The organism is Brevundimonas sp. LjRoot202, assembly GCF_964253355.1.
GTDB lineage: Bacteria > Pseudomonadota > Alphaproteobacteria > Caulobacterales > Caulobacteraceae > Brevundimonas.
Genome location: NZ_CAXUQW020000003.1, coordinates 90,299 through 111,321 on the forward strand (window position 1 = coordinate 90,299; position 21,023 = coordinate 111,321).

At 70.1% G+C, this 21,023-nt stretch carries 17 protein-coding genes and 1 tRNA gene; 8 read left to right on the forward strand and 10 right to left on the reverse strand.

The window, feature by feature from the left end; all coding sequences use genetic code 11:
• Positions 1-2 precede the first annotated feature (2 nt).
• Positions 3-1,292 (reverse strand): hypothetical protein, encoded by a 1,290-nt coding sequence (locus ACSQ1L_RS08320; RefSeq protein ID WP_435993855.1) that lies wholly within the window; start codon positions 1,290-1,292, stop codon positions 3-5.
• Between the two features lie 254 nt (positions 1,293-1,546).
• Between ACSQ1L_RS08320 and ACSQ1L_RS08325 the strand changes: the two genes are divergently transcribed.
• Together ACSQ1L_RS08325 and ACSQ1L_RS08330 are read left to right on the forward strand one after the other, a co-directional pair.
• Positions 1,547-1,623, forward strand: a tRNA-Arg gene (locus ACSQ1L_RS08325).
• Positions 1,624-1,715: 92 nt separating this feature from the next.
• Positions 1,716-2,150, forward strand: coding sequence for a surface-adhesin E family protein (locus tag ACSQ1L_RS08330; protein WP_435993857.1), 435 nt, complete (start codon positions 1,716-1,718; stop codon positions 2,148-2,150).
• A gap of 9 nt (positions 2,151-2,159) precedes the next feature.
• Here ACSQ1L_RS08330 and gyrB read toward each other — a convergent pair whose 3' ends face one another.
• Both gyrB and mdh read right to left on the reverse strand, forming a co-directional pair.
• Positions 2,160-4,598 (reverse strand): DNA topoisomerase (ATP-hydrolyzing) subunit B, encoded by a 2,439-nt coding sequence (gyrB, locus tag ACSQ1L_RS08335; protein ID WP_435993859.1) that lies wholly within the window; start codon positions 4,596-4,598, stop codon positions 2,160-2,162.
• A 244-nt stretch (positions 4,599-4,842) separates the two neighbouring features.
• Positions 4,843-5,805 carry a malate dehydrogenase gene (gene mdh, locus ACSQ1L_RS08340; RefSeq protein WP_435993861.1) on the reverse strand — a complete coding sequence of 321 codons (963 nt, stop codon included), beginning with the start codon at positions 5,803-5,805 and terminating at the stop codon, positions 4,843-4,845.
• 137 nt (positions 5,806-5,942) lie between these two features.
• Between mdh and ACSQ1L_RS08345 the strand changes: the two genes are divergently transcribed.
• From ACSQ1L_RS08345 to ACSQ1L_RS08360, 4 genes are all read left to right on the forward strand, one after another.
• A complete protein-coding gene (locus ACSQ1L_RS08345; protein ID WP_435993863.1) occupies positions 5,943-6,731 on the forward strand; it encodes an EcsC family protein in 789 nt (262 codons plus the stop codon).
• 92 nt (positions 6,732-6,823) lie between these two features.
• A complete protein-coding gene (gene katG / locus ACSQ1L_RS08350; protein WP_435993865.1) occupies positions 6,824-9,067 on the forward strand; it encodes a catalase/peroxidase HPI in 2,244 nt (747 codons plus the stop codon).
• A 101-nt stretch (positions 9,068-9,168) separates the two neighbouring features.
• Complete coding sequence (locus tag ACSQ1L_RS08355; RefSeq protein ID WP_435994248.1) at positions 9,169-10,056, forward strand: hydrogen peroxide-inducible genes activator; 888 nt, start codon at positions 9,169-9,171, stop codon at positions 10,054-10,056.
• 91 nt (positions 10,057-10,147) lie between these two features.
• Positions 10,148-13,018: a M16 family metallopeptidase gene (locus tag ACSQ1L_RS08360; RefSeq protein ID WP_435993867.1), complete on the forward strand. Its 2,871-nt coding sequence runs from the start codon at positions 10,148-10,150 to the stop codon at positions 13,016-13,018.
• Positions 13,019-13,020: 2 nt separating this feature from the next.
• Here the strand turns inward: ACSQ1L_RS08360 and ACSQ1L_RS08365 are convergent, their stop codons facing one another.
• From ACSQ1L_RS08365 to ACSQ1L_RS08380, 4 genes are all read right to left on the reverse strand, one after another.
• Positions 13,021-13,845, reverse strand: a complete 825-nt coding sequence (locus ACSQ1L_RS08365; RefSeq protein WP_435993869.1) for a S1 family peptidase — start codon at positions 13,843-13,845, stop codon at positions 13,021-13,023.
• Between the two features lie 4 nt (positions 13,846-13,849).
• Complete coding sequence (locus tag ACSQ1L_RS08370) at positions 13,850-14,293, reverse strand: DUF350 domain-containing protein (RefSeq protein ID WP_435993871.1); 444 nt, start codon at positions 14,291-14,293, stop codon at positions 13,850-13,852.
• 114 nt (positions 14,294-14,407) lie between these two features.
• Positions 14,408-15,565 carry a 23S rRNA (adenine(2503)-C(2))-methyltransferase RlmN gene (gene rlmN / locus ACSQ1L_RS08375; protein ID WP_435993873.1) on the reverse strand — a complete coding sequence of 386 codons (1,158 nt, stop codon included), beginning with the start codon at positions 15,563-15,565 and terminating at the stop codon, positions 14,408-14,410.
• Positions 15,566-15,640: 75 nt separating this feature from the next.
• Complete coding sequence (locus ACSQ1L_RS08380) at positions 15,641-16,048, reverse strand: metallopeptidase family protein (protein ID WP_435993875.1); 408 nt, start codon at positions 16,046-16,048, stop codon at positions 15,641-15,643.
• A gap of 204 nt (positions 16,049-16,252) precedes the next feature.
• Between ACSQ1L_RS08380 and ACSQ1L_RS08385 the strand changes: the two genes are divergently transcribed.
• Positions 16,253-18,589, forward strand: a complete 2,337-nt coding sequence (locus tag ACSQ1L_RS08385; RefSeq protein WP_435993877.1) for an ATP-binding protein — start codon at positions 16,253-16,255, stop codon at positions 18,587-18,589.
• Positions 18,590-18,716: 127 nt separating this feature from the next.
• Entirely contained in the window at positions 18,717-19,571 is an 855-nt protein-coding gene (locus tag ACSQ1L_RS08390) for an HAD family hydrolase (protein WP_435993879.1), read from the forward strand.
• On the opposite strand, the gene ACSQ1L_RS08395 is transcribed toward ACSQ1L_RS08390, so the two are convergent.
• Genes ACSQ1L_RS08395 through ACSQ1L_RS08405 form a run of 3 tightly spaced genes read right to left on the reverse strand, consistent with a single transcriptional unit; the run spans position 19,568 to position 21,022 of the window.
• Positions 19,568-19,897, reverse strand: coding sequence for a PilZ domain-containing protein (locus ACSQ1L_RS08395; RefSeq protein WP_435993881.1), 330 nt, complete (start codon positions 19,895-19,897; stop codon positions 19,568-19,570). The genes ACSQ1L_RS08390 and ACSQ1L_RS08395 overlap by 4 nt on opposite strands.
• Complete coding sequence (locus ACSQ1L_RS08400) at positions 19,894-20,694, reverse strand: kinase (protein WP_435993883.1); 801 nt, start codon at positions 20,692-20,694, stop codon at positions 19,894-19,896. The genes ACSQ1L_RS08395 and ACSQ1L_RS08400 overlap by 4 nt, the downstream gene beginning before the upstream one ends.
• Before the next feature lie 7 nt (positions 20,695-20,701).
• Positions 20,702-21,022 carry a 2Fe-2S iron-sulfur cluster-binding protein gene (locus ACSQ1L_RS08405; protein ID WP_435993885.1) on the reverse strand — a complete coding sequence of 107 codons (321 nt, stop codon included), beginning with the start codon at positions 21,020-21,022 and terminating at the stop codon, positions 20,702-20,704.
• Position 21,023: the final 1 nt, after the last annotated feature.

The following is a 21,023-nucleotide window of genomic DNA, read 5'->3' on the forward strand; positions in this document are numbered from 1 at the left end:
CCCTACTCCACCAGGTCCACCGGCAGGATCTGGCTGCTGAGCAGCGTCTCCATGCCCTGCCAGTGGTCCGGCCCTTGCCGCTCGACCCAGGCCTGCACCACATCGCGGCCGAGGCCGTAGTTGATGATGTAGCTGCGGTAGGTGTCGATGAAGCGCAGCCGCTGGGTCGCCTTGGCGCGGTCGGCGAGGCTGTATTTCATCAGCTGCTCGATGGCCGCGTCGCGGTCGATCCGGCCCGCGAGATAGTCGTCGGCGATGGTGTATTCGGCGCGGGCCAGTTGGCGGGTCAGGGCCGCCAGCTGGGCCTTCTTCTCCGCCGTCGAGGGATCGAGCCCGGCCAGCGGGAACAGCACCTCGCGCTCGAACGCAAGGCCCTCGTCGCCCGGGAAGGCCAGGTCGATGCCGTAGTTGGCGCTGCCCTCGGCCACGAACGACATGGGGCTGAACAGCGGATAGACGCTCATCTCGACCCAGCCGCGCTCGTCGACGAAGGTCTTCTCCAGCAGGGCGTTGTAAACGTGATGGCCCGGGTAGCCTTCGTGGCAGCCCAGGTCGATGGCGCGCTCGGTGTAGATCGGGAAGTCGGCGTTGATCTCGATCTTCGACCGGGCGTCGCCCTGGTAATAATTGTACCCGGACCACGGCTTGTCGCCGACGAAGGCGAGGGTGAAATTCTCATTGGCCGGCAGGGCGATATGCTGGACCGTGCGGCGGCGGCATTCGGCGATGGCGGCGTCCATGACGACCTGCAGCCGGTCTTTCGGAATGACGTAGTGCGATTTGAAGGCGGTGACGCGCTCGGCCAGCGTGCCGGACCCCGGCAGCAGGGCGTCGATCTCGGCCAGCACGGGGTCGTAGGACGACAGCGGGCGCAGCTCGGGGCGGACCCCGAACAGCGCCTCGGCCTCGTCGGCGAAGCTCATCTTCTCGCCCGACAGCATGCGCAGCCGCGCCGCGGCCGACGAGACGTGGGCCAGAAGATAGGCCTTGCGCTGCGCGACGGCCGGGCCGGCGCCGGCGGTTGAGACGGCCTCGAGCCGCTCCGTGAGCGACGCCGCGCCCTGGATCAGCTGCGGCACGGTGCGGGGATCGGCCTCGGCCGCGGCGGCCCATTCCGGCGGGCCATAGTAGGCGTCGACATAGCCCTCCTCGCGCTCGCCGATCTCGAGGATCAGGGCGACGTAGTCGCGGGCGATGAGATCGAGGCTGTCCCCGGACGCGTCAGGCGTCGCGGTGGGGACCGTGGCGCAGGCGCCAAGCAGGCACAGCAGGCTGATCACAATCGCGCGCATTCGGGACCTCCATCGGTGAACGGCCGCACGCTAGAGCGAAATCGATTCAGAGGCGATGGCAGCTGAATCCAGATATTCGCTCCAGCATCGTGCTGGAGCCTGATTCACGGCATCAGCGGAATCGCCAAGCGATTCCACCTCCACCGATCAGACTCCGGCGTTGGGAGACCGCTCGCCAAGCCGGTTGCGCATTCGGGATTGAGGGCGGGCCGGTCCTGCTGTAAGGCCCTTCGTCCGGCGTTTCGCCGTCAGACGCACCCGTAGCTCAGCTGGATAGAGTACTGCCCTCCGAAGGCAGGGGTCAGAGGTTCGAATCCTCTCGGGTGCGCCATTCTCCTGATCCGGATCATCCCCGAAGGCGCACGGCTCTTGCCAAGCGCGCCGCGCGGCGCATCATGTCGATGTTGATCTGGGGAGGTCACGATGAAAATCGCGGTACTCACGGGCGTCGCCGCGCTCGCGTTCGCCGGACCGGCTGCGGCGGAGACCTGGCAGGTCTATTCCCGCAGCGTGAACAACGCCTTCATGGCCGACGTCGACGGCATACTGACCGAGGGCGATATCACCTCGATCCGGGTCGCCACGGTGCCTCGGGCCGGCGAAACCGGCGACCTGAGCCATTCGGTCGAGACCTATCAGTTCCGCTGCGCGGCCCGCCAGTGGCGCACCGCCGGCGTCGTCGAACTGGGGCCGGACGGAAGCGAGATCGGCCAGTATCCGGAAGTGGACGCCGCATGGGAGCCGCTGCGGCCGGAGACGATGCCCCACTATCTGAAGGAGATCGCCTGCGACCGGGTCCGCGTCGTGCCGCCGCATTGGCCGACCGTCCAGGCCTTCATCGAGGCCGGACGGCCGTAGCGGTCCGCGTCAGGCGTCGACAGCGGCGTCCAGGGCGTTGGCCTGGATGAACTCGCGGCGCGGCTCGACCACGTCGCCCATCAGCTTGGCGAACAGGTCGGAGGCGTCCTCCTGGTGCTCGACGCTGACCTTGAGCAGGGTGCGGGCGTTGGCGTCCAGGGTGGTCTCCCACAGCTGCTCGGGGTTCATCTCGCCCAGACCCTTGTAGCGCTGGATGGCGATGCCCTTCTTGCCGGCGTCAAGCACCGCTTCGAGCAGGTCCAGCGGCCCGCGGATGGTCACCGTCTTGTCCTTGCGGCGATAGATGGCGGGCTTGTCGAACAGACCCTCGAACGCGGCCGAGCGCTCGGCCAGGCGGCGCGCGTCCAGCGAGCGGATCAGGGCTTCCTCGAGCACGATGCGCTCGCTGACGGCGCGGCGTACGCGCTCGAACGCCACGGCGCCCTGGGCGCCGTGCGAACCGGTCCAGTCGCCGTCGCCCTCCTCGGCGTAGAGGTTGAGCCGGGCGGCGGCCCTGGCCGGGTCGGCCGCTTTCTCGTCGAACAGGCCGGCCAGCGCCGCCTGCTCCACCGCGAAGGCCGGCGCGCGCTGGCTGAGGCGGTCGACGCCGGCCTTGAAGGCCTTGGCCTCGCGGACCAGCGCCTGCAGGTCCAGACCGACGCGGCGTTCGCCGTGGGGCAGGTCCAGTTCGGCCTCGGCGGAGCCCTCCTCGATCAGGTAGGCGTCCATCTCGGCTTGGTCCTTGATGTAACGCGACTGCTTGCCCTTGGAGACTTTGTAGAGCGGCGGCTGCGCGATGTAGACGTGGCCGCGCTCGATCAGCTCGGGCATCTGGCGATAGAAGAAGGTCAGCAGCAGGGTGCGGATATGGGCGCCGTCGACGTCGGCGTCGGCCATCAGGATGATCTTGTGGTAGCGCAGCTTGTCGGCGTTGAAATCGTCCCGGCCGATGCCGGTGCCCAGCGCCAGGATCAGGGTGCCGATGGTGTCGGACGACAGCATGCGGTCGAAGCGGGCCCGCTCGACGTTGAGGATCTTGCCGCGCAGGGGCAGCACCGCCTGGTTCTCGCGGTTGCGGGCCTGTTTGGCCGAGCCGCCGGCGGAATCGCCCTCGACGATGAACAGTTCGGACTTGGCGGGGTCGCGCTCCTGGCAGTCGGCGAGCTTGCCGGGCAGGGAGCTGATCTCCATCGCCGTCTTGCGGCGGGTCAGGTCGCGGGCCTTGCGGGCGGCCTCGCGCGCCGCGGCGGCCTCGACGATCTTGGCGACGACCTGTTTGGCCTCGACCGGGTGTTCCTCGAACCAGGTCGACAGGCCTTCGGAGCACAGGCCCTCGACGGCGGGGCGCACCTCGGACGAGACCAGCTTGTCCTTGGTCTGGGAGCTGAATTTCGGATCCGGCACCTTGACCGACAGGACGCAGGTCAGGCCTTCGCGGGCGTCCTCGCCGGAGACCGAGACCTTCTCCTTGCGGGCGGCGCCGGCGGCGTCGATGTAGCTGCTCATCACCCGCGTCAGGCTGGCGCGGAAGGCCGACAGGTGGGTGCCTCCATCCCGCTGGGGGATGTTGTTGGTGAAGCACAGCATGGTCTCGTGGTAGCTGTCGTTCCACCACAGGGCGAGATCGATCTCGATCCCTTCCTTCTTGCCGCGGATGACGATGACGTCCTTGAGCAGGGGCGTCTTCGACTTGTCGAGGTGACGCACGAAGGCCTCGACCCCGCCTTCGTAGTGCAACAGAATCTCGACCGGCTCGGCGCCGCGGTCGTCGCGCAGCTTGATGACCACGCCCGAGTTGAGGAAGGCCAGTTCGCGCAGCCGGTGCTCCAGCGTCTTCAGGTCGAAATCGATGTGCGAGAAGGTCGTCACCGACGGATAGAAGGTGACTTCCGTGCCGGACAGCACCTTGCCGTTGTCGCGCGTCGGGGCGTCGCCGGTGACCCGCAGGCTCTCGACCGTGTCGCCGCGCTCGAAGCGCATCTCGTGGCGCTTGCCGTTGCGGTAGATGACCAGCTTCAGCCAGTCCGACAGGGCGTTGACCACCGAGACGCCGACGCCGTGCAGGCCGCCGGAGACCTTGTAGGAATTCTGGTCGAACTTACCGCCGGCGTGCAGTTGGGTCATGATGACCTCGGCCGCCGAGACGCCCTCGCCCTCGTGGATGTCGACGGGGATGCCGCGGCCGTTGTCGGTGACGGTCACCGAGCCGTCGGCGTTGAGGATGACCTGGACCAGGTCGGCGTGGCCGGCCAGGGCCTCGTCGATGGCGTTGTCGACCACCTCATAGACCATGTGGTGCAGGCCCGAGCCGTCGTCGGTGTCGCCGATATACATGCCGGGGCGTTTGCGCACCGCGTCCAGGCCCTTGAGGACCTTGATGGAATCGGCGCCGTAGGCGGCCTCTTCGGCGGTGTCGGCGTGGCGCGCGGTCGGGGTTTTGTCGGTCATATATTCGGTCGGATCATCGCCCGGTGCGGGCCGGAAAGGACGGCGATCGCGCCGTCCGGAATCGGTTGCCTCCGGGCCGCGAATCTGATCCGCGCCGGAGCTCGCAACATATAGGAATTTCCGGGAGAATTGCGAGCAAAACCGGGCGCCGCTCCACAGGTGTGGAACGGTCCGTGAAAGCTGCGTTCAGGGGCGGTGCGGGCCGTCTCGCGGCCGGCTGTTCAGCCGGCCGCGGGCGAAGGCGTCAGGCCAGCGAGCCGTCGATGTCCTTGCAGGCCTGGATCAGACCCTGGACCGACTCCACCGACTTCTTGAACATGGCCTTCTCGTCGTCGTTGGTGGTGAATTCGATCACCTTCTCGACGCCCTTGGCGCCGATCAGGGCGGGGACGCCGACATAGAGGTCCGAAAGGCCGTATTCGCCCGACAGCCAGACGGCGCAGGGCAGGACGCGCTTCTGGTCCAGCAGGTAGGAGCGGGCCATGGCGATGGCGCTTTCGGCCGGGGCGTAGAAGGCCGAGCCGGTCTTGAGCAGGGCCACGATCTCGCCGCCGCCCTTGCGGGTGCGATCGACGATGGCGTCCAGTTCCGCCTGCGACAGGAAGCCGGCCTTGACCGCGTCCGGCAGCGGCAGGCCGCCGACGGTCGAGTGGCGCACCATCGGCACCATGTCGTCGCCGTGGCCGCCCAGGGTCCAGGCGTGGATGTCCTGGATCGACACGCCGGTCTTCTCGGCCAGGAAGTAGGCGAAGCGGGCCGAGTCGAGCACGCCGGCCATGCCGACGACCTTCTCCTTCGGCAGGCCCGAGAATTTCTGCAGGGCCCAGACCATGGCGTCGAGCGGGTTGGTGATGCAGATGACGAAGGCGTTCGGGGCGTGCGTCTTGATGCCCTCGCCGACGGCCTTCATGACCTTCAGATTGATGCCGATCAGGTCGTCGCGGCTCATGCCCGGCTTGCGCGGCACGCCGGCGGTGACGATGCAGACGTCGGCGCCCGCGATGTCGGCGTAGTCATTGGCGCCCTTGAGCGCGACATCCGTGCCGATGACGGCGGTGGCCTCGGCGATGTCGAGCGCCTTGCCCTGCGGCGTGCCCTCGGCGATGTCGAACAGGATGATGTCGCCCAGCGCCTCGCGCGCGGCCACGTGGGCCAGGGTGCCGCCGATCATGCCGGCGCCGATAAGGGCGATCTTCGCGCGAGCCATATGCATCTCCAGGGGCCTAACGCGCTTGGCGCTACTTGAGGCCGGTCAGTGTGGGGGGTGGGGAGGGAAACGGTTGGCGGCGGTCTAGACCCGCGCGCTTTCGCCTGCAACCGTGACGCCGCGTCACCGGAGCCGCCATGGCCAGCCTGCCCGAAATCGTTGCCGCCGCCGACACGCCGGCGGACCTGATCGCCGTCGTCGACGAGACCACGGTGCGCGCCGAGGTCGAGGCGTGGCGGGCCCGTCTGCTGAAACGGCCGGGCCTGTGGGACCGGGCGGCGCGAGGGACGCAGCAGCGCATCAACCGCATGATCCCCGAGCGGGTCCACGCCGTCGTCACCGCCGGGGTGGAGGCCATGACGAAGGGCATCCTGTCCGGCTCGGACCTGCTGAACGCCCGGGCGACCATCGAGGGATCGCTGGCGGCGCGCGAACAGCGGGCCCGGGCGATCATCACGGCCCATCGCAATACCGCCAGCGTCGAGGGCGGCGTCGCCGGCGCCGGCGGCTTCGTGCTGGCGGCGGCGGACTTCCCGGCCCTGATGGCGATCAAGGTGCGGATGCTGGGCGAGATCGTCGCCGCCTACGGCTGGGGCGGCGGATCGCTGCGCGAGCGGCTGTTCGTGCTGCACATCTTCCATCTGGCCTTCGCCAGCGCCAGGCGGCGGCCCGAAGCCCTCGCCGAACTGGAGCGGTGGATCGCCGGCGCCGATCAGCCCCGGGCCATCGCCGACTATGACTGGCGCACCTTCCAGATCGAATATCGGGACCACATCGACCTGGCCAAGATGGCCCAGTTGATCCCCGTCATCGGCGCGCCGGTCGGGGCGGTGGTGAACTGGCGACTGGTCGAACGGCTGGGCGAGGCGGCGATGATGGCCTGCAGGATGCGATGGATGGCGGAGACAGGAGTCGATCCGACATAGATTTTCCTGTTTCAAGCGACAAGGTTTATCGATTGTCCTTAGCGAAAAGCCGGGCCTAGGCTGCCTCCAGAAATCAGACAACGGAGGACGTCATGGACGGCAATGCAGGCGGACCGAGCCCGCTTCACGATCCGAAGAAGGAGCCAGCGGCGCTTCGCGCCCTGCTGGGGCGGACCAATCGCGACTGGTGGCCCAACCATCTGTCGGTGGACATCCTGCACCAGCAGGGCCGCACCGGCGACCCGATGGGCGACGACTTCAACTACGCCGAGGCCTTCAGGAAACTCGACTATGCGGCCGTCAAGCGCGACCTGCACGCCCTGATGACCGACAGCCAGCCGTGGTGGCCGGCGGACTATGGCCACTACGGGCCGTTCTTCATCCGCATGGCCTGGCACTCGGCCGGGACCTACCGCACCGGCGACGGGCGCGGCGGCGCGGGCGCCGGCCAGCAGCGTTTCGCGCCCCTGAACAGCTGGCCGGACAACGGCAACCTGGACAAGGCGCGGCGCCTGCTGTGGCCGATCAAGCAGAAGTACGGGGCCAGTCTGTCGTGGGCCGACCTGATGATCCTGGCCGGCAACGTGGCGATCGAGTCCATGGGCGGGCCGGTGTTCGGCTTCGGCGGGGGGCGGGCCGATGTCTGGGAGCCCGAGAAGGACGTCTACTGGGGCACCGAGGAACAGTGGGTCGGCGAGGAGGGCAACGAAACCCGAATCCAGCCCGACAAGCAGATGGTGCTGGAGGAGCCGCTGGCGGCGATCCAGATGGGGCTGATCTACGTCAACCCGGAAGGCCCGGGCGGCGTGCCCGACGCGCTGCAGTCGGCGCGCGACATCCGCGAGACCTTCGCCCGCATGGGCATGAACGACGAGGAGACGGTGGCCCTGACGGCGGGCGGCCATACCTTCGGCAAGGCCCACGGAGCGGGCGACGCCTCCAAGGTCGGCATCAGTCCCGAGGGCGCCGACATCGCGCAGCAGGGACTGGGCTGGATTTCCGGGCATGAGAGCGGCGTCGGCGACCACACCATCACCTCCGGCATCGAGGGGGCCTGGACCCCGACGCCGACCACCTGGGACATGAGCTTCTTCGCCATGCTGCTGGACCATGACTACGAGCTGGTCCGCAGCCCGGCCGGCGCGAAGCAGTGGCAGCCGGTCGGCAATCCGGACGACACCCTCGCCCCGGCCGCCCATACGCCGGGCAAACGCGTGCCGACGATGATGACCACCGCCGACATGGCGTTCAAATTCGACCCGGAATACCGCAAGGTCCTCGAGAAATTCCGGGCCGATCCGGCCTATTTCGGCGACGCCTTCGCCCGCGCCTGGTTCAAGCTGTGCCACCGCGACATGGGCCCCAAGGCCCGCTACCTGGGCCCGGAAGTGCCGGCGGAAGAGCTGATCTGGCAGGATCCGATTCCGGCGCGGACCGGACCGGTCATCGGCGCGGCCGACATCACGGCGCTGAAGGACCGGATCGCGGCGTCGGACCTGTCGGTGGCCGAACTGGTCACCACGGCCTGGGCCTCGGCCTCGACCTATCGCGGCTCGGATCACCGGGGCGGCGCCAACGGGGGCCGTATCCGCCTCGCTCCGCAGAAGGACTGGGACGTCAACGAGCCGCAGAAGCTGGCCCGGGTTCTCAAGGTCTATGAGGAAATCAGGGCGGCCTCGGGGACCAATGTCTCCATCGCCGACCTGATCGTGCTGGGCGGCTCGGTGGGGATCGAGCAGGCGGCGAAGGCGGCGGGCCACGCCATAGAGGTCCCGTTCACGCCGGGCCGCACCGACGCCTCGGCGGAGCAGACCGATGTCGAGGGCTTCAAGGTGCTGGAGCCCCGCGCCGACGGGTTCCGCAACTATCTGCAGGTGCGGTTCAATGTGGCGACCGAGGAGCTGCTGGTCGACCGGTCGCAACTGCTGGGCCTGTCGGCGCCGCAGATGACGGTGCTGGTCGGCGGCCTGCGCGTGCTGGGAGCCAACCACGGCGGCTCCAGGCACGGCGCCCTGACCGACCGGCCCGGACAGCTGACCAACGACTTCTTCGTCAACCTGCTCGACATGGGCACGGCGTGGAAGGAGATCGATGACCGGGGCGACGAGGTCTTCGTCGGTTCGGACCGCGCGAGCGGCGAGGAGCGATGGACGGCCACCCGCACAGACCTGGTGTTCGGCTCCAACTCGCAGCTTCGGGCGCTGGCCGAGGTCTATGCGTCCGCCGACGCGGGCGGGAAGTTCGTGCGCGATTTCGTCAGCGCCTGGACCCATGTGATGAACGCGGACCGTTTCGACCTGACCCTCGACGAAGAGTTCGGGGCCGCGGCGGCCTGAGCCGGAAGCCCCGCCGCGACCTTCGGGCCGTGGCGGGGCCCCGTGCATCGGGAACCTCGATCATCATGGCTTTCGGCATAGCGACCGCCTATGTGGGCCGGATGCTTCCGACCCTGCGCCAGCTCCAGTATCTCAAGCTCCTTGCCGAGCACGCCTCGTTCAGCCGCGCGGCGGAGGCCGCCCACGTCAGCCAGCCGGCCCTGTCCGCGGGCGTGCAGGAGCTGGAGAAGATCCTCGGCGCGCCGGTGGTCGAGCGGACGCGGGGCAATGTGCAGCTGACGGCGGTCGGCGCCGAGGCGGTGCGGCGGGCCGAGGACGTGCTGGCCCGGACCGAGGACCTCGTCGAGGCGGCGAGGAACGCCGGCAAGCCGCTGTCGGGCCGGTTCCGCCTCGGCGTCATACCCACGGTCGCGCCCTTCCTGCTGCCGGCCAAACTGCCGGGACTCAGACTCGCCTACCCGGCCCTGCGGCTGTTCATCCGCGAGGATTTGACCCCGCGTCTCGTTGCGGGGCTGAAGGCCGGACATCTCGACGCGGCGGTGATCGCCCTGCCCTACTCCGCCCACGGCGTGGACCACGCCCGCATCGGCGACGACGAGATCCTCGCCGCCGCGCCGGTCGGCCATGCGCTGGCCGGGACCGGCCCGATCCCGCCGGGATCGCTGAAGGCCGAGGACCTGATCCTGCTCGAGGACGGCCACTGCCTCCGCGACCAGGCGCTGGCCGCCTTCGACATCGATCCGCCCAAGGGCGACGACGTCTTCGCCGCCACCTCGCTGCATACGCTGGTGCAGATGGTGTCCGCCGGCCTGGGGGTCAGCTTCCTGCCCGAGATGGCGGTGCGGGCCGGGCTGGCCGACATGCCGGGCGTCGTGGTCCGACCGATCGCCGCCAAGGCGCCCCGCCGCGAGATCGTGGTCGCCTGGCGCACCGGCTCCAGCCGCGCGGCCGAGGCGAAGCTGCTCGCCGAGGCGCTGCGGATCGACTGAGCGGCGCATTACGACTCCGTAAGGTGCGCCCGGATTTCGCCCTGATAGGGTCGCTTCGCCCGGACGCGACGGGCGTCCGGAGCCGTTCGCCATGAAGTCCCGCCTGTTCGCCGCCGCCTCGATCTCCGCCCTGCTGGTCGGCGTGGCCGCCTGCGCCACCGCGCCCGCCGTCGATGTCGCGCCGGACGCCCGCGCGGCCCCCGTTGAAGCCGCCGCCTCGCCCATCGTGGTGCCGCCGCTGGGCTTCCGCGAGCGGACCCTGCCGAACGGGCTGAAGGTCTATACGGCGCGGGACGCGGCGACCTCGAACGTGACGGTGCAGGTCTGGTACAAGGTCGGCGCCAAGGACGATCCGGAAGGCCGCTCCGGCTTCGCCCACATGTTCGAACACCTGATGTTCAAGGCGACACGGAACCTGCCGCAGGAGGCCTTCGACCGGCTGACCGAGGACGTGGGCGGCTCCAACAACGCCTCGACCGGCCTGGACGTGACCAACTATTTCGAGACCGTGCCGGCCCAGCATCTGGAGCGGATGCTGTTCGCCGAAGCCGAGCGGATGGGCTCGCTGGTGGTCGACGAGACCTCGTTCGAGAGCGAGCGGGACGTGGTCAAGGAGGAGTTCCGGCTGCGGGTGTTGTCCACGCCCTACGGCCGGTTCCAGCGGCTGCATTCCCAGGCCTTCATCTTCCAGGACAGCCCCTACCGACGGCCCGGCATCGGCTCGATCGCCGACCTGGACGCGGCGACCATGGACGACGTGCTGCGCTTCCACGAGACCTTCTACCGACCCGACAACGCCTATCTGATCGTGGCGGGGAATTTCGACCAGGCCCGGCTGGATGCGTGGATCGACCAGTATTTCGGCGGCATCGAGAACCCCGACCGGCCGCTGCCGGAAAACCATGTGCCGGAGACCTTCGGTCCGGCCCGCGAGGCGACCTTCTACGGACCCAACGTGCCGCTGCCGATGGTGCAGATCACCTGGCCGACGGTCCCCTACGACCACCCGGACCGGGCGGCGCTGGACGTGCTGGACGGCATCCTGTCGACCGGGGAAAGCTCGCGGCTGTACCAGTCGCTGGTCTATCGCCAGCAGATCGCCACCCAGGCCAGTTCCTCCAACAGCCAGCAGCAGCAGGTCGGGGTGCTGAACACCTTCGCCATCATGAGCGAGGGCAAGACCCCGGACGAGGGGCTGGCGGCGCTGCGGGCCGAGGTCGCCCGCCTGCGCGATGAGCCGGTGACCGCGGCGGAGCTGGCCGAGGCCAAGACCGAATTGACGGCGCAGGCCTTGCGCGGGCTGGAGACCATCGACGGCCGCGCCTTCCAGCTCGGCTACGCCCTGATCATGACCGGCGACCCGACCGCCGCCGACCGCGACATTCCGAACATCCAGGCGGTCAGCGCCGAAGACGTCCAGCGGGTCGCGCGTCAGTACCTGACCGACGACCGCGCCATCGCCATGCGTTACCTCCAGGCGACTGACGAGAACCCGGCCTCGCCGGTTCAGGAGGCCTTCACCGCGCCGGTGACCCTGGCCGATCTCGCCCCGCCGGGCGAGCGGGTCACCCTGCTGCCCGAAGGCCAGCGCACCCCGTTGCCGGAGCCGGGGCCGGCCGTCGATCCGGCCACGCCCGTGGTGGCCGAGCGGCGCCTCGCCAACGGCATGCGGGTGCTGGTCGCGCCCAAGCCCGGCCTGCCGCTGGTGTCGGCGCGGCTGAGCTTCGACGCGGGCACGGCCGACGACGCGGCCGGGGGCAAGCCGGGCGTCGCCAACTTCACCGCCTCGCTGCTGACCCAGGGCACCCGGACCCGGACGGCGCCGCAGATCGCCACCGAGATCGAAAGGCTGGGAGCCGATATCGGAGCCGGAGCCGGCGTGGACTTCACCACCGTCTTCGCCTCATCGCCGGCCAACGTCTTCCCGCAGACCATGGCCCTGATGGCCGACGTCGTGCGCAACCCGGCCTTCACGGCCGAGGACCTGGATCGCGAGCAGACCCGGACCCTGGACGGGCTGAGGGTGCAGCTGTCGCAGCCGGGCCCCGTGGCCGGCCTCGCGGCGGCGCGCGCCGTCTACGCCGACGCCCCCTATGCGGCGCCGGGATCCGGCACGCCGACCTCGATCCCGTCGATCTCGCGCGACGACCTGGTCGCCTTCCATAGCGGCATGTACCAGCCATCGAACGCCACCCTGGTGTTCTCGGGCGACATCACCCCGGAGGCCGCATACGCGCTGGCCGAGCAGGCGTTCGGCGACTGGCGGGCGGGCCCCGCCCGGACGCCGGTCGCGGATCCCGCCGGTCCGGCCGTGGCCCCGCGTGTCATCGTCATCGACCAGCCGGGCGCGGGCCAGGCGGCGGTCTACGCGGCCATGCGGGGCATCGCGCGGACCGACGAGGACTATTTCCCGATGCTCGTCGCCAACGGCCTGATGGGCGGCGGCTTCTCGGCCCGCCTGAGCCAGGAGATCCGCATCAAGCGCGGCCTCAGCTACGGGGCCTATTCGAGCCTGAGCACGCGCGAGGACGAGGGCATGCTCTCGGCCTCGGCCCAGACGCGGAACGACGCCGTGCCGCAGGTGGCGGAGCTGATCCTGGCCGAGATCGCCCGCCTGTCGGCGACCGGGGCGACCGAGGCCGAACTGGCCCCGCGCAAGGCGACGCTGATCGGCTCGTTCGGCCGGTCGCTCGAAACGGTCGACGGCCTCGGCGGACTGGTCGCCGGACTGGCCCTCTACGGCCTGCCCCTGTCGGACCTGGCGACCTACGACGACGACGTGAACGGCGTCACCCCGGCGCAGATCCAGGCGGCGGCGGCCGAGCACCTGCCGGCCTCGAACGCCAGCCTCGTCATCGTCGGCGACGCCGCGGTCTTCCTCGAGGCGCTGCGAGCGAAATATCCGGACGTCGAGGTCATTCCGCTGACCGACCTGAACATCGACTCGGCGGCGCTGCGGTAGGATCAGGCCGACAGGCACACGACCTGGACGACGCGCAGGTCGCGGCGCAGGTCGTCGGCGACGAGGCCGTAGTTGTCGATGGTGACGGTGCGGCCCGTCAGCGGCTCGTCGGCCTTCTGCAGACCGCGGACGGCGGGGCCGAAGGTGTCGGGCGAGGTCGTGTAGATCCGGCCCCGGCGCGGGCTTTCGGCGATGGTGACGCCGACGGCGCGGCCCTGCCGATCCAGAACCGGCGCGCCGGACAGGCCGGCCAGCGTGCCGCCCAGTCCATCGGTGCGGCCGACCTCGGCCCAGGCCAGCACGGGTTCCTCGCGCTGGCCGCGCCCGCGGACGCGCAACGTCTCGCGGCCCAGAAGACGCGAAGTGACCTCGCCGGCGCGGCCTTGAGGATAGCCGGGATGGAAGGCGCGCTGACCCTCGCGCAGGGGCTGGTTCGCCGCGAGCGGAAGCGCCGCCGGGCCGCCCGCGGTGTGCAGCACGGCGATGTCGGCGCGGGGGGCGAGGCGCACGTCGGCGGCGACGGCGCGGCCGCCGCCGACCATGATCGCCGGCCGGCGACAGCCCTCGACCACGTGGCGGGCGGTGACCCACTGGCCTTCGCCGGCGATGGAGAAGGCGGTCCCGGCCGCGGGCTGGAACGGGATGTCGGGGGCGTTGACGGTGACGGCGGGATCGAACGGGGTGATCGGGCCCAGCAGGGCGCCCTCCATCTCGTCGGGCGGCGGAGGGGCGGGCGGAGCGTCGGCGTTCTCGCGCTGGCCGAGGGAGAGACCGATCAGGGCGGCGAGGACGAGGGTGTAGATCACCCAGTCGGGCGGACGGGCCATGGCCTCAGCCGGTCAGGGCGGCGGCGAGGATCAGGGCCGTCGACAGCTTGGCCCCGACCAGCAGGACGGCGGCGGAAATCTCGCCCTCGCGAATGCGCTGGGGCAGGCCGGTGAGCAGCAGGTCGACGACGCGGAAGGCCAGCAGCTGGAGCACCACCGTGGCCACGCCCCAGATGACGATGTCGCGCACCGAGGTGGAGACGCTGAGGCTGACCGCCAGCGGCACGGCCAGACCGATCAGGACCCCGGCGAAGGCCACGGCGGCGGCGGCGTTGCCCTCGCGGATAAGGGTGATTTCCTTCCACGGAGTCAGCAGGGCGTAGATGATCGCTCCGCCCGCCAGCAGGGCGAGGGTCACCGCCAGATGGGCGACGGTGGTCGGAAAGCCCGATGCGAAGGCCTGAACTTCGGGGCTTTCAAGGACTTGGGCGAGAGACGAGGAGTCCATGGCGGTCCGGGCGGCTGATACAACCGAGGCTTGCCCCAATGGCGCCCCATTCCGCAAGCGCAGCGGAGCCACAGTCGGTCAAGATTGATGTCGGTGTGTGTCCGGAAGCGGGCCTTACGCCGCCGCCTGGGCGGCCTTGCGCACCGCCGAGGCCCGCACCTTTTCACTCTCGGACTTCAGCTGGCCGCAGGCGGCGAGGATGTCGCGGCCGCGCGGGGTGCGGATCGGCGAGGCGTAGCCGGCCTTGTTGAGGATGGCCGCGAACCGCTCGATGGTCTTCCAGTCCGAGCATTCGTAGTCCGTGCCCGGCCACGGGTTGAACGGGATCAGGTTGACCTTGGCCGGGACGCCCTCGATCAGCCTGAGCAGCGCCCGCGCCTCTTCCGGGCTGTCGTTGACGCCCTTCAGCATGACGTATTCGAAGGTAACCCGGCGGGCGTTGGACAGGCCCGGATAGGCGCGGATGCCGGCCATCAGCTGTTCGAGATTGTACTTCTTGTTCAGCGGCACCAGCACGTCGCGCAGGGCGTCGTTGGTGGCGTGCAGGCTGATCGCCAGCATGGCCTGGGTGCGGGTTCCGAGCGCGTCCAGCTGCGGCACCACCCCCGACGTCGAGACGGTGATCCGGCGGCGCGACAGGGCGATGCCCTCGTTGTCGGAGATGATGTCGATGGCGTCGGCGACGTGGTCCAGATTGTAGAGCGGCTCGCCCATGCCCATGAAGACGATGTTCGACAGGCGGCGGTCTTCCTTGGGCGACGGCCATTCGCCGAGGTCGTCGCGAGCGACCTGGACCTGGGCCACGATCTCGGCGGCGGTCAGGTTGCGGACCAGCTTCTGGGTGCCGGTGTGGCAGAAGGTGCAGTTGAGCGTGCAGCCCACCTGCGACGACACGCACAGGGCGCCGGCGCGGCCGACGTCGGGGATGTAGACGGTCTCGATCTCAATGCCCGGGGCGGTGCGGATCAGCCATTTGCGGGTGCCGTCCTTGGACACCTGGCGCTCGACGATCTCGGGGCGGGCGAGAGTGAAATGCTCGGCCAGCTTCGCCTGCATGTCCTTGGCGACATTGCTCATCGCCGCGAAGTCGGTGACGCCGTAGTGGTGGATCCAGCCCCACACCTGCGAAGCGCGCATCTTCGCCTTCTCGGGCGGGCAGACGCCGGCGTCGATCAGCGCCTGACGCAGGCCTGCGCGCGTCAGACCCGAAAGGTTGACGGGCGCCGAGGGGGCGGCGTTCGACGTGCGCGAAAGATCGAGCGTGAGGCTCAAGGCGGCATCCTTGGGTGGCGGGAGGCGCGGCTTATACCACAGATCGTGAGGGTTTTAAGGCGAGGAGCAGCCGCTTCAGTCCGCCCCGTCCTCGATCACGTGGATCTGGTCGTCGTCGAGGCCGAAATGGTGGCCGATCTCGTGGATCAGGACGTGGGCGATGATCTCCGACAGGCCGACGTCGCCGCGCTCGCACCACTCGTCGAGGATCGGGCGGCGATAGAGGAAGATGCGGCTGGCCTCGGCGGCCGGGCCCATCTCGTCACGGCGGCCGATGTCGACGCCGTGGTAGAGGCCGGTCAGTTCGAACGGGTCCTCCATCTCCATCATCGCCAGCGTCTCGTCGTCGGCGAAGTCGTCGACCCGGATGACGACGTCCCCGGCCAGCGAGCGGAACGGCTCGGGCAGGCCGTCGAACGCCTCGCGCGCCAGTCGGGCGAAGTCGTCGAGGGAGGGGGCGGTCTGGTCGGTCCAGTCGGTCATCAGATGAGGGATTGGGGATTGGGATGAGGGAGTAGGGATTAGTAGGGCCCGGCTACGGAACCACCAACCCTCGATTGGCCGGTTCCGGCGCGGCCGTTCCGCCCGCCCCCAATCCCTGCTCCTAATCCCTCCCCGCCCTCCCTCGACCCCCGCCCCTCATCAGGTATGGTTACCGAATCAGGGCGTGGGAGCTGATCTGACCAAATGGCCGAGGCCGACATCGCCTATGTCGCGACCGCGGGCGCCGCGGGTCTGGCGCTGGCGCTCAGCGCCTGGGCGGCGAGGCTCCGCGGCCGGCTGGCCGCGCGGGCCCAGGAAGCCGAGGCGGACCTGTCCGCCACGCGGGCCGCGCTCGCCGACCGGGACGGCGCGCTGGCGGCGTTCGAGGACGCGCGCCTGGCCCTCACTCCGGACGGCCAGACCCGCCGGCTGGGCGCGCCCGCCGCGTGGAACGTCATCACCCGCGAGCTGTCGGGCGCGGAAGACGGGGCCGATCCGGCGCTGGTGGTGCTGGACGCGGTGCGGGCGGCGGCGGGACAGCGGCTGGACGCCCTGATCGACCAGGGCGAGGCGTTCGACGCCGTGCTGGAAGGCGCTGGCGGGGCCTGGGCGGTCGAGGGCCGGTCGTCGGCGGGCGCGGCTTGGCTGAGGCTGTCGCGGCTGGGACTGGTCGGTACGGCGGCTGAAAGCGGCCTGGGACTGCTGGCCGACGCCTATCCGGCCCCGACCTGGATCACCGATGCGGCTGGGCGGCTGGCTTGGGCCAACAAGGCGTGGCTGGCCGAGATGAAGGTCGACAGCATCGACGCGGCCCGCGAGAAGAAGCTGAGCTTCGACCGCGGCGCGGACGCCATCGTGGCCGAGGCCGGGCGGCTGCACCAGCACCAGGAAGGGTTCCGCTGGACCACCGGCGGCGGGCGGCGGCGGGCGTGGCGGATCGTGGCCGAGCCGGCCCCGGGCGGCGCCGGGGCGGTGCTGGCCTTCGCCCTCGACATGACCGAGGCCGAGGAGACCCGCGACACCCTGCGCCGCCACGTCGAGGCCCATGACGAGACCCTGAACCACCTCGCCGACGCCGTGGCCATCTTCGGCCCGTCCAAGCGGCTGGCCTTCCACAACACCGCCTTCCAGACCCTGTTCAACATCGATCCGGCCTGGCTGGACGAGCGGCCGACCCACGCCGAACTGCTGGACCGGTTGCGCCAGCGCCGCCTGCTGCCCGAGGTCATCGACTACGCCGGCTGGAAGGCCAACGAGCTGGACTTCTACGGCGCCTCCGAGGCCGCCCCGGACGACAGCTGGTCCCTGCCCGACGGCCGCACCCTGCGCGTGGTGCGCCAGCCGCACCCGCTGGGCGGGGTGCTGCTGCTGTTCTCGGACATCACCGACGAGCTCCAGCTGCGCAGCCGGTTCAACGCCCAGATCCAGGTGCAGAAGGCGACGCTGGACAAGCTCAACGACGCGGTGGCCGTGTTCGGCTCGGACGGCCGCCTGCGCCTGCACAACGAAGCCTTCGACACCTTCTGGGGAGTGGGCGGCGAGGCGCTGGACACCGCCGGTGATTTCGACGCCGTGGCCGCCCTGTGCCAGGCGACTATGCCCGACCCGGCCCTGTGGCTGGGCCTGAAGGCGCGGGTGGCGGATCCCGATCCGGAAAGCCGCGTGCCGATCTCCGGCGAGGGCCGGACCGCCGACGGCCGCATCGCCTCGTGGCAGACCCGGCCGCTGCCGGATGGCGCGACCCTGGTGGCCTTCTCGGACGTCACCGCCCGGCGGGGCCTCGAGCACGCGCTCGCGGCCAAGGCCCAGGCGCTGGAGGAGTCGACGGCGCTGAAGCGCGAGTTCGTCGGCAGCGTCAGCTATGAGCTGCGCACGCCGCTGACCACCATCGTCGGGTATTCCGAACTGCTGGAAACCCAGGCGGACCTGCCGGAGCGCAGCCGCCAGCACGCCGGGGCCATTCGCGTGGCCGCCCGGCAGCTGGCGGGATCGATCGACGACGTGCTGGACATGGCCCAGATCGACGCCGGCGAGATGGAGCTGATCCTCGGCGACGTGCGGGTCAGCGACGTGCTGGAGGAGGCGGCGGAGAAGGTGCGGGACCGGATCGAGGGCCGCGGCGCGACGCTGGTGGTGACCTGCCCGGCCTCGATGAGGCCGATCCGCGCGGACGCCCAGCGGGTCTGTCAGGCTCTCGCCTACCTGCTCGACAACGCAGCCCGCGCCGTCTCGGAGGGCGGGACGGTGTCCCTGATCGCCGAGGCCGCGCCCGCCGAGGTGCGCGTCCGGGTCGAGGACACCGGCCGGGGCATTCCCTACCACCTGCAGGCCCACGTCTTCGACCGGTTCGTCAGGCGCGAGCGGGGCGGCCCGGGCGTCGGCCTGGCCCTGGTCAAGGCTCTGGTCGAACTGCACGGCGGCTGGGCCGAGGTGGAGAGCGAGCCGGGCAAGGGCGCGGCCTTCATCCTGCACCTGCCGCTGGAGGCGACCGTGGCGGCGGCGGCCCCGGAGCTGCGGTTGGGCGAGCGGGAGACGGGTTAGGGCCGGCAGCCGGCGGCTGGGGGCGCCTGTGTGCCGGCGCCGCCCGCGCCGCCCTTCTGCGGAGACGCTGGAATCCGTCGCCACTAACCACTAACCACTAGCCACCCGTCACTTCCCGGACCCTGCCATGGCCAAGCCGCTCAAGACCGCGCTGATCTACGACTTCGACGGCACGCTGGCGCGCGGCAACATGCAGGAGGTCACCTTCATCCCCTCGGTGGGCATGGGGATCGGTGACTTCTGGGGGGCGGCCGACGCCCTGACCCGCGAGGCCGATGGCGACAACATCCTGATGTATATGCAGCTGATGCTGCAGCGGTCGCGGGAGAACGACCATCCGATCACCCGCAAGCTGCTGGCCGAACACGGTCAGGACGTGAAGCTGTTCGACGGCCTCAAGTCGGACCTGACAGGCCCGGGCTGGTTCGAGCGCATCAACGCCGTCGGGGCGAGATACGGTCTGGAGATCGAGCACTACATCATCTCGGCGGGCCTCGAGGAGATGATCGAGGGCTGCCCGATCCGGCCGGAGTTCCGGCACGTGTTCGCGTCGAAGTTCGTCTACGACGAGCACGGCGTGGCGATCTGGCCGGCGGTGGGCGTCAACTACACCACCAAGACCCAGTACCTGTTCCGCATCAACAAGGGCGTGCTGAACCACTGGGAGCACGAGAAGATCAACCGCTTCATGGCCGACGACGACCGGCCGGTGCCGTTCGAGCGGATGATCTTCCTCGGCGACGGCGACACCGACGTGCCGACCATGAAGATGATGCACACCAAGGGCGGCTTCTCGATCGCCGTCTACGATCCGCGCAACTCCGAGCGGGACCAGCAGAAGATCTACGGCCTGATCTCGGAGGACCGGGTCAATTTCGTCGCCGCCGCCGACTACCGCGAGGGTTCGGCGCTGGACCTGATCGTCAAGGGCCTGATCGGCCGCATCGCCATCACCGCCGGGACGATGCCGGACGGGGTCTAGCGCCCGCCGGCCCGCATCAGGGCGTCACGGGCGGCGGCGAGGCGGGACGGCACCAGACCGCGCAGGGACGACGCCGTCCCGGCCCTCTTGACCCCGGCCTCCTGACCCTTTCGCCAGACCACCTCCGCCTCGACGGCGGTCGCCTGGGCGACGTCCACCAGCACCACCCGGTTGGGCAGGGCGAGGTTTCGGTCGAGCCGCAGGCGCACCCCCGTGGACGACTGGTCGACGATCAGGCAGGCCAGTTCGAGCCCGGGCGCGACGACGACGCCGCGCGCGTTGGCGGGCGAACGGGTCTCCAGTCTGCGGTCGTCGGGCCGGCTCATGGTTCGATAGCTACCGGAACGCGGTTTCGATCCAGTGTCACTGTGACGTCGGCGCGCACGCCCGCCACCAGCATGCGCCGGGTGATCCGCTCGAAATACTGGATGAAGCCGGCGAGACGCGCGCGTTCCGCCCCCGGCAGGTCGGCCGGGGCGACGCCGAGAAGGTCGGCCTCCTGCTGTGCGCGCCAGTCCAGCACCACCTCGAAGCCGGGCGCGCGCAGGAACAGCACGGCGTCGAAACGGGCCGCGAAGTCGGCGTACGGCCCCGCGACGAAGCCGTTGACCGCGCGCCGCCACTCGCCGTCAAGGTCCCGTTCGCGCTCGAGGGCGTTGAGCGGCCGGGCCAGGGCCGCCGCGTCCTCGGGCAGGGCGCCGAGGCACCAGGCGTCGATCAGGATGGCCGACGGGCGGCCCTGGAAACGGCGCCAGCGGTCGGCCGGCCAGCGGTCGTCGCCGCGCTTGTCGAAATCGGGAATGGCGGTCCGGTCGTCTGGGCCGGCGGTCGAGAGGCCGTCGATCAGGCGCTGGAGCAGGGCCAGGTCATGGGTCCCGGGCGGGCCGCGATGGGCGAACAGCGGATGGACGGCGCGGGCCATGGCCTCGCGCTCGGCCCGGGTCAGGTAGACGTCGTCGATCGAGATCTGCGCGGCGCCGAAGCGGTCGGCGGCGGCGCGGGCCAGGGTGGTCTTGCCGGACCCCTGCGCGCCGACGATGGCGATCAGCGGCGGGTGGTCCCCGGGACCACTGGCGATCAGCCCGCCGACGAGATCGATCAGGTCGGGATGCGCGCGGCCCACGGCGGGCTCAGTGCTGGTTTTCGGGCAGGCGGACGATCAGGCCGTCGAGATCGTCGCTGACCCGGATCTGGCACGACAGACGGCTGTTCGGCTGGACGTTCTCGGCGAAGTCCAGCATCGACTCCTCCATGGCCGAGGCGCGGCCGGTCTCGGCCTGGAAGGCCTCGTCGACATAGACGTGACAGGTGGCGCAGGCGCAGGCCCCGCCGCAGTCTGCGTCGATGCCCGGCACATTGTTGCGGATCGCCCCCTCCATGACGGAGAGGCCGTTCTTGACCTCCACGACATGCTCGCGGCCGTCGTGCTCGATGTAGGTTATCTTCGCCACG